The sequence below is a fragment of the Corynebacterium lubricantis DSM 45231 genome, assembly GCF_000379425.1.
GTDB lineage: Bacteria > Actinomycetota > Actinomycetes > Mycobacteriales > Mycobacteriaceae > Corynebacterium > Corynebacterium lubricantis.
Genome location: NZ_KB902215.1, coordinates 137022 through 150365, shown reverse-complemented (window position 1 = coordinate 150365; position 13344 = coordinate 137022). Strand labels below are relative to the sequence as shown.

General features: G+C 59.8%; 10 protein-coding genes. 2 read left to right on the top strand and 8 right to left on the bottom strand.

The annotated features are described in order from the left end of the window. The first annotated feature begins 132 nt into the window (after nucleotides 1-132). The gene (locus A37O_RS0110065; protein ID WP_169332154.1) at nucleotides 133-1236 is read left to right on the top strand and encodes an alpha/beta hydrolase; all 1104 of its coding nucleotides are present in this window, start codon (nucleotides 133-135) and stop codon (nucleotides 1234-1236) included. An 18-nt stretch (nucleotides 1237-1254) separates the two neighbouring features. On the opposite strand, the gene purL is transcribed toward A37O_RS0110065, so the two are convergent. Genes purL through purS form a run of 3 tightly spaced genes read right to left on the bottom strand, consistent with a single transcriptional unit; the run spans nucleotide 1255 to nucleotide 4430 of the window. After that, the gene (gene purL / locus A37O_RS0110060; protein WP_018297382.1) at nucleotides 1255-3528 is read right to left on the bottom strand and encodes a phosphoribosylformylglycinamidine synthase subunit PurL; all 2274 of its coding nucleotides are present in this window, start codon (nucleotides 3526-3528) and stop codon (nucleotides 1255-1257) included. 3 nt (nucleotides 3529-3531) lie between these two features. Further along, entirely contained in the window at nucleotides 3532-4203 is a 672-nt protein-coding gene (gene purQ / locus A37O_RS0110055) for a phosphoribosylformylglycinamidine synthase subunit PurQ (protein ID WP_018297381.1), read from the bottom strand. Beyond that, nucleotides 4200-4430 carry a phosphoribosylformylglycinamidine synthase subunit PurS gene (purS, locus tag A37O_RS0110050; protein WP_018297380.1) on the bottom strand — a complete coding sequence of 77 codons (231 nt, stop codon included), beginning with the start codon at nucleotides 4428-4430 and terminating at the stop codon, nucleotides 4200-4202. The genes purQ and purS overlap by 4 nt, the downstream gene beginning before the upstream one ends. A 429-nt stretch (nucleotides 4431-4859) precedes the next feature. On the opposite strand from purS, the gene A37O_RS0110045 reads away from it, so the two are divergent. Further along, nucleotides 4860-7463 carry an ExeM/NucH family extracellular endonuclease gene (locus A37O_RS0110045; protein WP_018297379.1) on the top strand — a complete coding sequence of 868 codons (2604 nt, stop codon included), beginning with the start codon at nucleotides 4860-4862 and terminating at the stop codon, nucleotides 7461-7463. A 70-nt stretch (nucleotides 7464-7533) separates the two neighbouring features. Here A37O_RS0110045 and A37O_RS0110040 read toward each other — a convergent pair whose 3' ends face one another. The 5 genes from A37O_RS0110040 to purB all read right to left on the bottom strand — a co-directional run bounded on the left by A37O_RS0110040 (nucleotide 7534) and on the right by purB (nucleotide 13340). Further along, nucleotides 7534-8025 carry a glutathione peroxidase gene (locus A37O_RS0110040; protein ID WP_018297378.1) on the bottom strand — a complete coding sequence of 164 codons (492 nt, stop codon included), beginning with the start codon at nucleotides 8023-8025 and terminating at the stop codon, nucleotides 7534-7536. Between the two features lie 9 nt (nucleotides 8026-8034). Continuing rightward, nucleotides 8035-8715 carry a DUF2334 domain-containing protein gene (locus tag A37O_RS0110035; protein WP_018297377.1) on the bottom strand — a complete coding sequence of 227 codons (681 nt, stop codon included), beginning with the start codon at nucleotides 8713-8715 and terminating at the stop codon, nucleotides 8035-8037. A gap of 66 nt (nucleotides 8716-8781) precedes the next feature. Further along, nucleotides 8782-10905, bottom strand: a complete 2124-nt coding sequence (locus tag A37O_RS0110030; RefSeq protein WP_018297376.1) for a S9 family peptidase — start codon at nucleotides 10903-10905, stop codon at nucleotides 8782-8784. 46 nt (nucleotides 10906-10951) lie between these two features. Continuing rightward, nucleotides 10952-11845 carry a phosphoribosylaminoimidazolesuccinocarboxamide synthase gene (locus A37O_RS0110025; RefSeq protein ID WP_018297375.1) on the bottom strand — a complete coding sequence of 298 codons (894 nt, stop codon included), beginning with the start codon at nucleotides 11843-11845 and terminating at the stop codon, nucleotides 10952-10954. Nucleotides 11846-11909: 64 nt separating this feature from the next. Continuing rightward, the gene (gene purB, locus A37O_RS0110020) at nucleotides 11910-13340 is read right to left on the bottom strand and encodes an adenylosuccinate lyase (RefSeq protein WP_018297374.1); all 1431 of its coding nucleotides are present in this window, start codon (nucleotides 13338-13340) and stop codon (nucleotides 11910-11912) included. Between the last annotated feature and the right edge of the window lie 4 nt (nucleotides 13341-13344).

Genomic DNA, 13344 nt, shown 5'->3' with positions numbered 1-13344 from the left:
ATAATTGGCACGGCCATCGGGGTCTTTTTGTGCGCTACCCCCAACCATCGAAAAATCGGCCCGAGAGTTTAGGATCAATCAGTTATTCAATTCCTTGAGAAGCACATGCTTCTAGAACTTTCGGAGTCTATCGTGTCCACTCCCTCCCATCGTGGCCGACTTGCGGGCCTTGTCGCCGCAGTCCTGCTCGTTTCTAGTGCGCCCGCAACGCATGCCCAAGAACTATCGCAGGACCAGCTGCAAGATTCCGCAGAGTCTGCAGGCTATGACGTGGCCGGAGACGCTCTCGGGTCCGCTCTGGGTTCATCGTTTCCCTCAATCGGTTCTTCCACGGTCGGCGAAGCGGCCGTCACCCCGGATTTCACGCCGGCGCACGTCGTCGAAAAGCGACATCTTTCTGGCAACGAGTGGGAAGTGGACATCTACTCCCCTTCCAACGACTTGATCATCACGAACACGCTCGTCATGGCGGAAGGTAATGAGCCCCGTCCCAACGTGGTCCTCTTGCCGGGCCTGGGAGGCGGCGAAAACGAGCATTGGTCGCGCGACGCGGATCTGCCGGGTTACTTTGCAGGACAGCATGTCAACGTGTTGTCCGTGCATGGCGGGGCGGGCACGATGTTTACGGATTGGGTCAATGAGCACCCGGAAGACGGCCGTGTCGCGTGGGCGACCTGCCTGGGTCAAGAATTGCCACTCGTGTTGGAACAAGAGCTCTACGGCAATGGCAAGAATGCCATCGCGGGTATCTCCATGTCCGGAGGCCCAGCGCTCGATATTGCCGGTCGTTATCCGGAGAGCTACGTCGCTACCGCGTCACTGTCAGGATTCCCTGCGAGTTCGGGAGTATTCGGCTGGGGCATGCTGGGATACGTCACCATGGCACACGGGGGCACGCCTATCGACGTGTGGGGCGATGTGCTCAATCCGGCCTGGCAGGACCACGACCCGGCCGAGACCACCCAGCGGCTGCGCGGCAAGGCAGTCTTCGTGGGGCACGCCACCGGCAAGCCCGGCGAGATTGACAAGATGAACGACAACGACCCGTTTTTGGTGACCATCTCGGAAATGATGTCGGCGGCGTCATCGGAGTATTACATGAAAAAAGCCCGCGCCGACGGAGTCGACGTGGACTATGTTGTGCTGCCAGAGGGCCGTCACACCTTTGGGGTGTTTGAGGCCCTCCTGCACGAGGCGTGGGAAACCACCCTCGCCGAGGCGCTACTCAGCGAATAGTGCCTCAGCGAGTAGAAGTTACTCCACCACAGAGTTAGCGCCTACGGCGTGGCCGAAGAGCTCAGGCAGGGTGTTCGACCATGCCTGGGTGACCTCGTCCACGGAGACCTCGACACCTGCGAAGGACAGGGTGCCGGTGGTGTTGGTGGTGCCAATCTGAGCTGCAGGAATACCGAGCTCAGCTGCGCGTGCGAGGAGTGCATCAACGTGATCGGCGGTCGCAGCAATAACGACGCGGGAAGCCGACTCCGAGAACAACGCGGTGGTTGGGTCTGCATGCACTGCTGCAAGGTCCAGATCCACGCCAACACCATTGCGCTTGGCCATCTCGAATACGGTGACACCAAGGCCGCCCTCGGAGACATCGTGTGCCGCGGTCAGCGCGGTGTTGTCCACGAGGAATTCAGCCAGCTTCTCTTCGTTGGCCAGATCCACCTGAGGTGGCAGGCCGGACAAACCGCCGCCGAAGACCTGCTGGTAGATGGAGCCGCCGAACTCTTCCTTGGTCTCGCCGAGCGCGATGAGCACCTGAGGCTCTTCGATAGCCAGGAGATCAGGGCTGTGAGTTTCCGCCACGTCGTTGATCACGCCGAGCACACCAACAACAGGAGTTGGCAGGATCGGGGTCTCACCGGTCTGGTTGTAGAAGGACACGTTGCCGCCAGAGACTGGAATGTTCAGCTCCACAGCGCCGTCTGCCAGGCCGTGTACGGCCTCGCGGAACTGCCACATCACGTCAGGATTCTCCGGCGAACCGAAGTTCAGGCAGTTGGTCACAGCAACCGGACGAGCACCGGTAGATGCCACGTTGCGGTATGCCTCGGCCAAAGCCAGGCGCGCACCCATGTTGGGATCCAGGTAGGTGTAGCGACCAGACGCGTCCGCGGAGATAGCGACACCGCGGCCGGTTTCTTCGTCGATACGCAAAACGCCGGCGTCAGCGTGCTTTGCCTGCACGGTGTTGCCGCGCACGTAGCGGTCGTACTGCTCGGTGATGTAGTCGCGCGAGCACAGTGCAGACGATGCGACCATGTCCAGCAATGCCTGCTTGAGGTCTTCTTGCTTGTCGACGACTCCCTGCTCCTGCACCTCGTCCTGCCACTGTGGGCGGGCGTATGGACGCTCGTAAACAGGGCCCTCGTCGATGGTGGACGCTGGCGCGTCGATGACGAGCTCGCCCTGGTGGTAGACCAAGTAGCGATCCTTGTCTGCGGTAACTTCGCCGATTTCAGCGACGGTGACATCCCACTTGTTGCAGATGTCCTTGAACTTCTGCATGTTCTCTGGGGTCACAACAGCACACATGCGCTCCTGAGACTCGGAAGCCAGGATCTCTGCCGCGCTCATGTTCTCAGCGCGCAATGGCACATTGTCCAAGTTGACGGTCATGCCGCCGTCGCCTGCTGCTGCCAGCTCGGAGGTGGCACATGCGAGTCCGCCGCCACCGAGGTCTTGGATGCCCACGACAACGCCAGCCTGGTAGAGCTCCAGGCAGCACTCGATGAGGACCTTCTCTGCGAATGGGTCGCCGACCTGGACTGCAGGAAGCTTGCGCTCTTCGCCCTCTTCGAAGGAGGCGGAGCCCAGCACGGACACGCCGCCAATGCCGTCAAGGCCGGTGCGCGAACCAAAGAGCATGACCTTGTTGCCTGCACCCGATGCGAAGGCGAGCTTCAGGTCTTCGACCTTCAGGGTGCCCACGCACAGTGCGTTGACCAGCGGGTTGCCCAGGTAGGCCTCATCGAAGACGGTTTCGCCGCCGATGTTTGGCAGGCCGAGAGAGTTGCCGTAGCCACCGATACCGCTGACCACACCAGGCAGAACGCGGGAGGTATCAGGCGCGTCAGCTGGGCCGAAGCGGAGCTGATCCATCACGGCGATCGGGCGCGCACCCATGGCCATAATGTCGCGGACGATGCCGCCGACACCGGTTGCGGCACCCTGGTAAGGCTCCACGTAAGAAGGGTGGTTGTGGGACTCAACGCGGAAGGTCACTGCGTTGCCGTCTCCGATGTCCACCACGCCAGCGTTCTCGCCGATACCGGCGAGCAGCTTGGAGCCCATTTCCTCAGTCATGGTCTCACCGAAGTAGCGCAGGTGCACCTTGGAGGACTTGTAGGAGCAGTGCTCCGACCACATGACGGAGTAGACGGTGAGCTCGGCATCCGTTGGGCGGCGGCCAAGGATGTCCTTGATCTTTTGGTACTCGTCGTCTTTGAGTCCGAGTTCTACGTAAGGCTGTTCCAGTTCAGGGGTGCCCTGAGCGTTGTCGACAGTGTCGTTTGTGAACATGGATTACGCTCCAATCTTCGAAATCGCGGACAGGAACAGACCCAGTCCGTCGGTGGACGGCCCGGTGAGCAGCTCGACCGCGTGCTCTGGGTGCGGCATAAGGCCGACAACACGGCCGGTCTCGTTGGTGATGCCGGCAATCGCGTTGATCGAGCCGTTGTAGTTGTCCGTGTAACGGAAAACAACGCGGCCCTCAGCCTCGAGCTCGTCGATGGTGTGCTTTTCCGCCTGGAAACGGCCCTCGCCGTGCTTGGCTGGCACCAGGATCTTCTGGCCTTCCTCGAGCTGGTTAGTCCACGCGGTATCCGTGTTGACTACCTCAAGGTAGGTGTCGGTGCAGTGAAAGTGCAGGCCTTCGTTGCGCGTCAGCGCACCTGGGAGCAGGCCAGCCTCGGTGAGGATCTGGAAACCATTGCAGATGCCCAGGACTGGCATACCCTTGTTTGCCGCCTCAACGACCGACTGCATCATGGGAGCGAGTGCAGCGATTGCGCCGGAGCGCAGGTAGTCACCATAGGAGAAACCTCCTGGAACTACTACCGCGTCGACTCCGGTGAGATCGGTATCGGCGTGCCACAGCTTGACCGGCTCGGCGCCAGCGATACGCACGGCGCGCAGGGCGTCAACGTCATCGAGGGTGCCGGGAAAGGTGATTACCCCAATCTTTGCGATCACCGGACCACCTCAAAGTCCTCGATCACGGTGTTGGCAAGCAAGGTTTCTGCGACCTTGCGCAGGTCCTCGTCGCTGACGGAATCGTCTACTTCGAGTTCGAAGCGCTTGCCCTGGCGGACATCGGAGACGCCTGACACGCCGATCCTGCCGAGCGCACGAACTACTGCCTGACCTTGTGGGTCTAGGATCTCAGCCTTGGGCATGACATGTACAACTACACGGGCCATAGGGGTCCCCTTTGCGGTGATTGAATAGGTCGTTTCAACAGCGTTGAGTATACCCCTGTGGGCAAGTTCCTTGGACCCCTCCCCCGGGACCTGCAACTACCACGGCAAACGGGCGCCACACTCCGATATCTGCCCTGAAACGCAAGTGACCCAAGGTGCACTTGATATGACCAAACATTAAAAGAACTTAACCCGACCATTTCCGGAGAATGAACTTCCCAACAAATCATGGTGAAGTGCCTGATCGCCAAAAATCTTAGGTCAGCAAAGGATAGTTTCCTCGGATAAGAATAAGGGTCGGATTATGTCTTTGGTTTTATACACACCTTCGTTTTTCATTCGCCTGAAACAAGATCGGCTGTTGTTTTCCGCGCCAAAACATTCCTTTCCCTGCCCGTATTCCTTGCCCGCATTTTTCAAAGGAAACTCATGTCATTTTTCTCCCATTCCCGCCGCGCTTCCGCGTTTGCTGTGGCTCTGGCCGCAGGCAGCGTAGTCTTCGTCGCCCCCACTGCCTTCGCCGCTCCCGATGGCTCCAACATTGTCATTAACGAGTTGTATGGCGGAGGTGGCAATTCCGGCTCCGTATTCAACAATGACTTCGTCGAGCTCTACAACCCAACCGCCGAGCCCATCGACATCACCGGATGGACGCTGACCCAATTGTCTGCCGCCGGCAACGTCGGCAACCGCGCCCCCCTTTCCGGCATCGTCCCAGCCAACTCGTACTTCCTAATCCAGGGCGCTCCGGGCAATAACACGCCAGCACCGCTGCCCACCCCTGATTTTGAGGCACCAACTCTCGGCTACAGCGCAACGAACGCAAGTGCCGAGCTTCTCGACGAAAGCGGCGCCACGGTCGACCTCGTCGGTACCGGTTCTGCCACCCGCTTCGAGGGCTCCGCTGCTACTCCCGCCATGTCGAATGCCACCTCGGTCGAGCGCACCACCGTCGGAGTAGATACCGACGACAACGCCGCCGACTTCAGCGTTGCAAATCCCCCGACTCCGCAGAATTCCACTGGTGACGAGCCTGTCGACCCAGATCCTGAAGAGCCCGTCGATCCTGTTGATCCTGTTGATCCGGCAGAAATCACCCCAATCGCCGAGATCCAGGGCACCGGTCCTGCTACCCCACTCGAGGGCCAGACCGTGACCACAACGGGTGTTGTCACCGGTGTCTACGACCAAGGCGGCCGCAACGGCTACTACATCCAGACCGCGGGTACCGGCGGTGCGGTACAAAATGTTGGTGACGCTTCCGACGGCATTTTTGTCTACGCAGGCTCGGGTGCCAGCTACCCTGCGATCGGCGATTCCGTCCAGGTCACCGGCACTGCCACCGAGTACTTCGAGGTCACCCAGATCTCTAACTCACAGATGGAAATCCTGTCCGAACCACTGGATCCAATCACACCCGTCGAGATCGACACCCTGCCAGCTGGCGACGACGCACGCGAGCCTTATGAATCCATGCTGGTTCTGCCTACCGGCGACTACACGGTGACCAATAACTACGCGCTGAACACGTTCGGTGAGGTCGGCCTTGCACCTGGCACCGAGGCTTTCCGTCAGCCAACCGATGTCGTGTTGCCTGGCGCAGAGGCAAACGCACTCCAAGCCGAGATCGACGAGCAGCTGGTCACCTTGGATGACGGTCGCACGCCGAACTACATGAACAGCGACAAGTCCACTCCGCTGCCCTACATTGCAACCGAGGGCACCACCAATAAGTCCCTGCGCACCGGCGACGGCGTTGATTTCCAGCACCCAGTTGTCGTGCACTTTAGCCACAACTCGTGGCGCTTCCAGCCCACCACCCCAATCACCGGCAACAATACCGCTGCTGAACTGCCGATCTCGTGGGAAGATTCCCGCGCCGCTGAACTCGGTGTACCGGCTGCCGTGCAGGGTGAGTACTCGGTGGCTACCTTCAACGTACTGAACTACTTCACTTCCCTCGGCGAGGACGAGCCTGGCTGCCGCGCGTACAACGACATGTACGGCAACCCCGTGGCCACGGACTACTGCAACGTCCGTGGTGCTTACTCCACGGACGCGTTTAATGATCAGCAGATCAAGATCATCAACGCGATCAACCAGCTCGATGCCGACGTCATCGCTCTAGAGGAGATTGAAAACACCGCCACGGTCACCGGCGATGTCACGCGTCGCGACGAGTCCGTCGCCCACTTGGTCGAGGTGCTCAACATCTCCGCAGGCTCCAATAAATGGGATTATGTTGAATCTCCGATCGAGCTTGGCACCGATGAGGATTACATCCGCACTGCGTTCATCTTCCAGCCAGCACAGGTCGAGGTCGTGGGCGAATCCCGCATCTTCGACGATCCTGTTTTCACCGGCGTGGCACGTCAGCCGCTGGCACAGGAATTCCAGCCAGCCGGTGGCGGCGAGTCCTTTGTCGCTATCGCCAACCACTTCAAGTCCAAGGGCTCCGTTGCCAACGGCGATGCAGATATGGGCGACGGTCAGGGCAACAACGCTAACCTCCGCACGGAACAGGCGACGGCTTTGATCGAGCACCTCAACCAGCAAGACGACTGGGCGGACCTCCCAGTCTTCGTCCTGGGCGATCTGAACGCCTACTCGCAGGAGGACGCTGTGCGTCGCTTCGAGCAGGAAGGCTTCACCAACATCAACGAGTCGCATGCAGGTTCCACCCCGACCTACCAGTTCTCTGGTCTGCTGGGATCGCTGGACCACGCGCTGGGCAACGAGGCTGCAATGGACAATGTCGTAGACGCTGCCGTGTGGAACATCAACGCTGACGAGTCCATCGCCTACGAGTACTCGCGTCGCAACTACAACACCGTTGATTTCCACGACGAGAGCCCATTCCGCTCCTCCGACCACGACCCAATCAAGGTGGGCTTCACCCTCGGCGATCAGGGCACCCCTGAGGAGCCAGGCGAAGACGATCCTGCACGAAGCTCGTCGTCAAGCTCCTCGCAGCTCAGCTCGACTAGCTCCCGAGGCGTCTTTGGTCGCTTGTTCCAGCGCTTTGGGATGTAATTCTCACAGCTCAACTGCCTGAGATTAAAAAGAGCGCCAGCTTCCTTTAGTGGAGGCTGGCGCTTTTGGTCTATTCAGGCAACTTTTCTTCAAGCAGAGCCACAACGTCTGGGTCGTCAGGTGTGGTTGCCGACCTAAACCGGGCAACCACTTCGCCATCTGAATCAATGAGGAACTTCTCAAAGTTCCACTTCACATCACCGGCTTCGCCATCGACATCGGCATTTTTGGTGAGCTCTTGGAAAACCGAGTCGGCGTCCTCGCCGTTGACGTCCGACTTGGACAGAAGTGGGAAGCTCACGTTGTAATCTTCGGCGTAGTGCTGTTGGATCTCTTCATCGGGCAAAGGTTCTTGGCCCCCGAATTGGTTGCTGGGTGCGCCGATCACGGTGAGGCCACGGCCGCCGTAGGTTTCTTGCAGGTTTTCTAGCTGGTGGAGCTGCGGAGTGAAGCCACACTCAGACGCGGTGTTCACCACGAGGATGAGGTTGTCTCCGGCAATGTCGTTGAGGGTTGTTTTGGTGCCGTCGTTCAGGGTGATTTCAGTGTCTCGAAGTGTCATGCCCCTAGGCTACCGATGAAGTAATTGATAATCGCTGGGAATTGCCCCCGTATCCGCTGCAGCCACTGCTGCCGCAAGAAAATCACGGGCTACTTTCTTCTCCGCAAGGTTTCTGCCTGAGATGGAGAGTCGAATGGAGTTTCCTTTTGCTGCACCGCGTTCCGCTGCGCGAATGATGTTGCGGCGCCACCATTTCGCTGCGCCGAACCCCTCGCCGACCGAAAGGTTGCGTGCAGCAAGGAATTCGCCCGTCGACAGGTTATAGATCCCCTTCGTCGAGGCAGCGACGCTAAAGTCGAATTCAGGCAGTACCTGCAGAGTTCCCTCGGAGAGACGCCACCTCGGAGGGGCAAAAATATTCAGATCGAACCCGATGCTTTTCATCTGGCGAGTCGCCCCCTTGAGCCGCAGGCGGGCCTCATGTGATTCCAGATGAGCAAACTCCGAACGCCTGCCCTGGACGGGTTGATCGAAACCATTCAGGATGAGCGTGCGCCCGGATTCTTGCTGTTCCTCCAACCACGAGCGTGTGCTGGCATCTTTGGCCAAATGCCAGTTGCCATCAATATGTGGCGCAACAAGTAAGGAAACCGGAATCTTTTCCTTGTCGAGGCGGGAAACGAGTTTGGCCACGTCCTTGCGGGTGTCATCAAAAATAGATGAAACAGATACAAGGAGGTGGCCGGTCATAGGGATTATTCTTCCACAGGTCTGCGTGCAGTGCGCGCTAAGCGCAAGCACTTCAAAACCCGGGAACTACTCCACGGCGGTCGCTGTTTTCAGCGTCCACGCGTACTCGAATGCTGTCTGGCGCCACCGGTCATATCGGCCTGAAACGCCACCGTGGCCGGCGCTCATTTCGCACTTGAGCAAGAACTCGCCCCCGGTTGCCTTCGCACGCAGTTCCGCGATCCACTTAGCGGGCTCAACATAGAGCACGCGAGTATCGTTCAGGCTGGTCACCGCCAGGATATTTGGGTACTCCTTCGCCTCGATATTCTCGTAAGGTGCGTAGGAAGCCATGTAGTCGTAGACCTCAGGATCGTGGTACGGGTCGCCCCATTCATCCCATTCGGTGACCGTGAGCGGCAGTTCCGGCATCAGAATTGAGGTCAGTGGGTCGACGAAAGGAACGATGGCCTGGATTCCAGCGAATTTCTCCGGGGCCATGTTCGCAATTGCACCCATGAGCAGGCCGCCGGCGGATCCGCCCTCTGCGACGAGTTGGGAGGAAGTGGTAAGGCCTTCGTCGATAAGCATGTCGGCGACGGCGATGAAGTCGGTGAAGGTGTTCTTCTTTTTCATCAACTTGCCGTTGTCGTACCAGAGGCGGCCGAGCTCGCCGCCACCGCGGACGTGCGCGATGGCAAAGATCATGCCACGGTCCATCAGCGAGAGGCGCGCGATGGAAAAGCCCGGATCGATCGAGGTCTCGTAGGAGCCATAGGCATACAGCAAGGTGGGCTGTGGCTGGCTGCGGTCTAAATCGGCGCGGTGGACGATGGAGACGGGGACGAGCGTGCCGTCTTCGGCTTTTGCCCACTGGCGGTAGGACGTGTATTCCTCCGGGTTGTAGCCGCCGAGGATTTCTTGTTCCTTCAGCAGGGTTTTCTCGCCGGTGGCCACGCGGTAGTCGAAGAGTTGGGCAGGTTGTGTGAACGAGACATACGCCAGGCGGTAAACGGGAGCATCCCACTCGGGGTTGCCACTGGCACCCACGGTGTAGAGCTCTTCGTCGAAACGCAACTCCTCGAACTCGCCGAACTCCCCGCCGTTGAATTGCATGAACGCGACGCGTCCGATGCCTCCGCGGCGATACACAAGTGCCATGAAGTCGCGGTAGGTGTCTACGCCTTCGATGCGGACTTCGTCGTCGTGTCGGACCAGTTCATCGAGCTCGCGCAGCGGGACCACGGAATCCCTGCGGCATTGCCCGACGGAGAAGTTCGGGCCGTGAGCATTGTGGGTGACAACCCAGTACTCGGTGCCGTGGAGCTCCACGTAGTCGACGCCGTATTCGATGCCCTGTTCGCGCGGCCACAGCACGGTGAACTCGCCCTCCGGGTCCTGCATATCCAGCACCCGGGTCTCGGAGGTGATCTTCGATGAAGACTCGATCACGAGGATGCGATCCGCGCGGTCTGCTCCCACACCCACGTTGAATTTTTCGTCTTCTTCGCGGTAGACCAGCACGTCTTCTTCGGGCGCGGTGCCCATCTTGTGCCGCCACACGGAATCGGGGCGCCATGCCTCGTCGACGCGCTGGTAGAACAGGTAGTCCTCGCCCGCCCACGTGGCGCCGTAGAAGACGCCCTCCAGGGTATCGGGGAGCAGCTCTCCTGTTTCCAGGTCCTTGACGTACATGGTGAAGCGCTCGTTGCCAGCGGTGTCAACGGAATAGGCCAGGTAGCGCCCCGAGGTTGTCACCGAGGAGGCGCCGATGGAGAAGAAGTCGTGGCCCTCGGCAAGCTCATTCATGTCCAAGATGATCTGCTCGCCGGGCAGCCCCGAGCCGTCTTCTGGCAGCGTCGGCGGAATCCACGGGTCGGTGCCTTCCTCGACGGGGACGCGGCAGCTCAGCCCGTAGTTCTTCCCCTCGATGGTGCGACCGTAGTACCAAAAGTCTCCCGCACGCTGTGGGGTCGACATATCGGTCTCTTTGGTGCGTCCCTTGATCTCCTGGAAGACCTGTTCGGTCAGATCATCCAGGTCGGCGGTCTGCTGCTTGGTGTAAGCGTTTTCTGCATTGAGGTAATCCAGGGTTTCCTGAGATTCCTTGTCACGCAGCCACTCGTAATTATCCACAAAATCGCGGCCATGAAAGCTGCGCGTGGTGGGATGGATCGGGGCGACAGGTGCTGAAATCGGGTCATGCGTCATAACCGCCAATGCTATCAACTGACGCCGACACCGGTCTTAGGCGGTATTAAACGCAGTCGCCCAACCACGAATGGAATTTTTCCCCACTCAGGCGCTCGTAGGCTTCGATGTAGCGCTCGCGCGTTGCTTCCACCACGGAACCAGGCAGCGCAGGCGGAGGCGTTTCGCTACCCGGCTCCCAACCAGACTTCTCACTGGTCAACCAGTTACGCACGTACTGCTTATCAAAGCTCGGCTGAACCTTGCCCTCTTCGTACGTATCGGCAGGCCAGTAACGGGAGGAATCGGGGGTGAGCACCTCGTCGCCAAGTACTAATGTGCCGTCTTTATCGAGGCCGAACTCGAGCTTCGTGTCAGCCAAGATGATGCCCTTTTCCTCGGCGATGCGGGAGGCCTCGGAGTAGATTTTCAGCGTTGCGTCGCGCAGCTCGTTGGCTCGGGCTTCGCCGAGCTTATCGACGACGTACTCGAAGGAAACGTTCTCGTCGTGGTCACCCTGCTCCGCCTTGGTGGCCGGGGTGAAGATCGGCTCGGCCAGCTTGGAGGCCTCGGTCAGGCCCGCTGGCAGCTCAATGCCGCACACGGTGCCGTCAGCTTTGTACTCCTTCAGGCCCGATCCGGTGAGGTAGCCACGCGCGACGCACTCGAATGGGATCATTTCAAGGCGCTTGACGACGAGCGCACGCCCCAGCACTTCTTCTGGGATGCGCGGATCGTCGATGGGGCCGGCGAGGTGATTCGGGAAATCGATCTGCTCGAAGAAGAACACACTCGTAGCCGTGAGCACGCGCCCCTTATCGGGGATCAGTGGCTCCAAGGCGAAGTCAAAAGCAGAAATACGGTCTGTAGCCACCATCAGCAAGGTGTCCGCGTCGATCTCGTAGATTTCGCGGACCTTACCTGCAGAAAGGTGGGTGTAATCGGACAACTCTGGTCGCATGGGACCACAGTTTAGTCCCCTGTGCGCTACGGGGGAAACGGAACCGAAAACTCTGTCAGGACCCTTAGAGGATTTCTCCTGGCGAGTACTTCGCTGCCTCTGGGTAACGGTTGACCAAATCTTGGATGCGGTGCAGCACGTTATTGACCTGAGTCTCCGATGCACCGATAAAGACCTCGCGGTCCGCCAGCACGCCGTCGAGCTCTTCTTGTGTCATGTTCAAGCGACCATCTGCGGCGAGGCGCTCGGTGAGGTTCTGCTCTGCCCCTTCCTGGCGCATATCCAGTGCCATGGCCACCGCGTTCTCCTTGATCACCTCATGCGCGGTCTCGCGACCGACGCCCTTGCGCACCGCCGCCATGAGGATGCGGGTGGTGCCCAGGAATGGCAGGTAGCGCTCCAGCTCGCGGTTGATCATGGCGGGGAAGACGCCGAACTCGTCGAGGACGGTAAGGAAGGTCTCCAGCATGCCGTCCATGGCGAAGAATGCATCCGGCAAAGCAACGCGGCGCACCACGGAGCAGAAGACGTCGCCTTCGTTCCACTGCTGACCGGCCAGGTCCGCGGTCATGGTGAGGTAGCCGCGCAGGATGACCTGGAAACCACAAACACGCTCACAGGAACGTGCGTTCATCTTGTGTGGCATGGCCGACGAACCAACCTGGCCCTCTTTGAAGCCCTCGGTGACGGTCTCGTTGCCCGCCATCAGACGAATCGTGGTCGCCAGCGACGATGGACCAGCACCCAGCTGGACCAGCGCGGAGACCACATCGAAGTCGAGGGAGCGTGGGTAGATCTGGCCCACGGAATCGAAGATCTGGGAGAAGCCCAGGTAGTCGGCGATGGAGGTTTCCAGGGACTGCAGCTTGATCTGGTCGCCGTCGAGGAGATCCAGCATGTCCTGGGAGGTGCCCATCGGGCCCTTGATGCCGCGCAGTGGGTAGCGGCCCAGAAGATCGTCGATACGCGACATGGCCACGAGCATCTCGTCGGCGGCAGACGCGAAGCGCTTGCCCATAGTGGTGGCCTGCGCGGCGACGTTGTGGGAGCGACCGGCCATGACCAGCGTCTTGTACTCGGCGGCGCGGTTGCCGATGCGGTTGAGCACGGCCACAGCCTTGTCGCGCACGATTTCTAGCGAGCGGTACACCTGGAGCTGCTCGACGTTCTCCGTGAGGTCACGACTGGTCATGCCCTTGTGGATTTCCTCGTAGCCAGCCAAAGCGTTGAACTCTTCGATGCGGGCCTTCACGTCGTGGCGGGTAACGCGCTCACGTGCTGCAATGGAGTCTAGGTCAACCTGGTCGATGACGGCCTGGTACGCCTCGATCGCGCCGTTCGGGATGTCGATGCCCAGGTCCTTCTGGGCGTGCATGACGGCGATCCAGAGCTGGCGCTCCAGGATGATCTTGTGTTCCGGGCTCCACAGCTGGGCCATCGTTGGAGAGGCGTAACGGGAGGAGAGCACGTTTGCGATTACTGGTTTATTTGCCACTGCA

Excerpts from the sequence above, each read along its gene's own strand:
- purL (WP_018297382.1), bottom strand. The coding sequence starts at position 3,528 with ATGTTCACAAACGACACTGTCGACAACGCTCAGGGCACCCCTGAACTG.
- purS (WP_018297380.1), bottom strand. The coding sequence starts at position 4,430 with ATGGCCCGTGTAGTTGTACATGTCATGCCCAAGGCTGAGATCCTAGAC.
- A37O_RS0110045 (WP_018297379.1), top strand. The coding sequence starts at position 4,860 with ATGTCATTTTTCTCCCATTCCCGCCGCGCTTCCGCGTTTGCTGTGGCT.
- A37O_RS0110040 (WP_018297378.1), bottom strand. The coding sequence starts at position 8,025 with ATGACACTTCGAGACACTGAAATCACCCTGAACGACGGCACCAAAACA.
- A37O_RS0110035 (WP_018297377.1), bottom strand. The coding sequence starts at position 8,715 with ATGACCGGCCACCTCCTTGTATCTGTTTCATCTATTTTTGATGACACC.
- A37O_RS0110030 (WP_018297376.1), bottom strand. The coding sequence starts at position 10,905 with ATGACGCATGACCCGATTTCAGCACCTGTCGCCCCGATCCATCCCACC.
- A37O_RS0110025 (WP_018297375.1), bottom strand. The coding sequence starts at position 11,845 with ATGCGACCAGAGTTGTCCGATTACACCCACCTTTCTGCAGGTAAGGTC.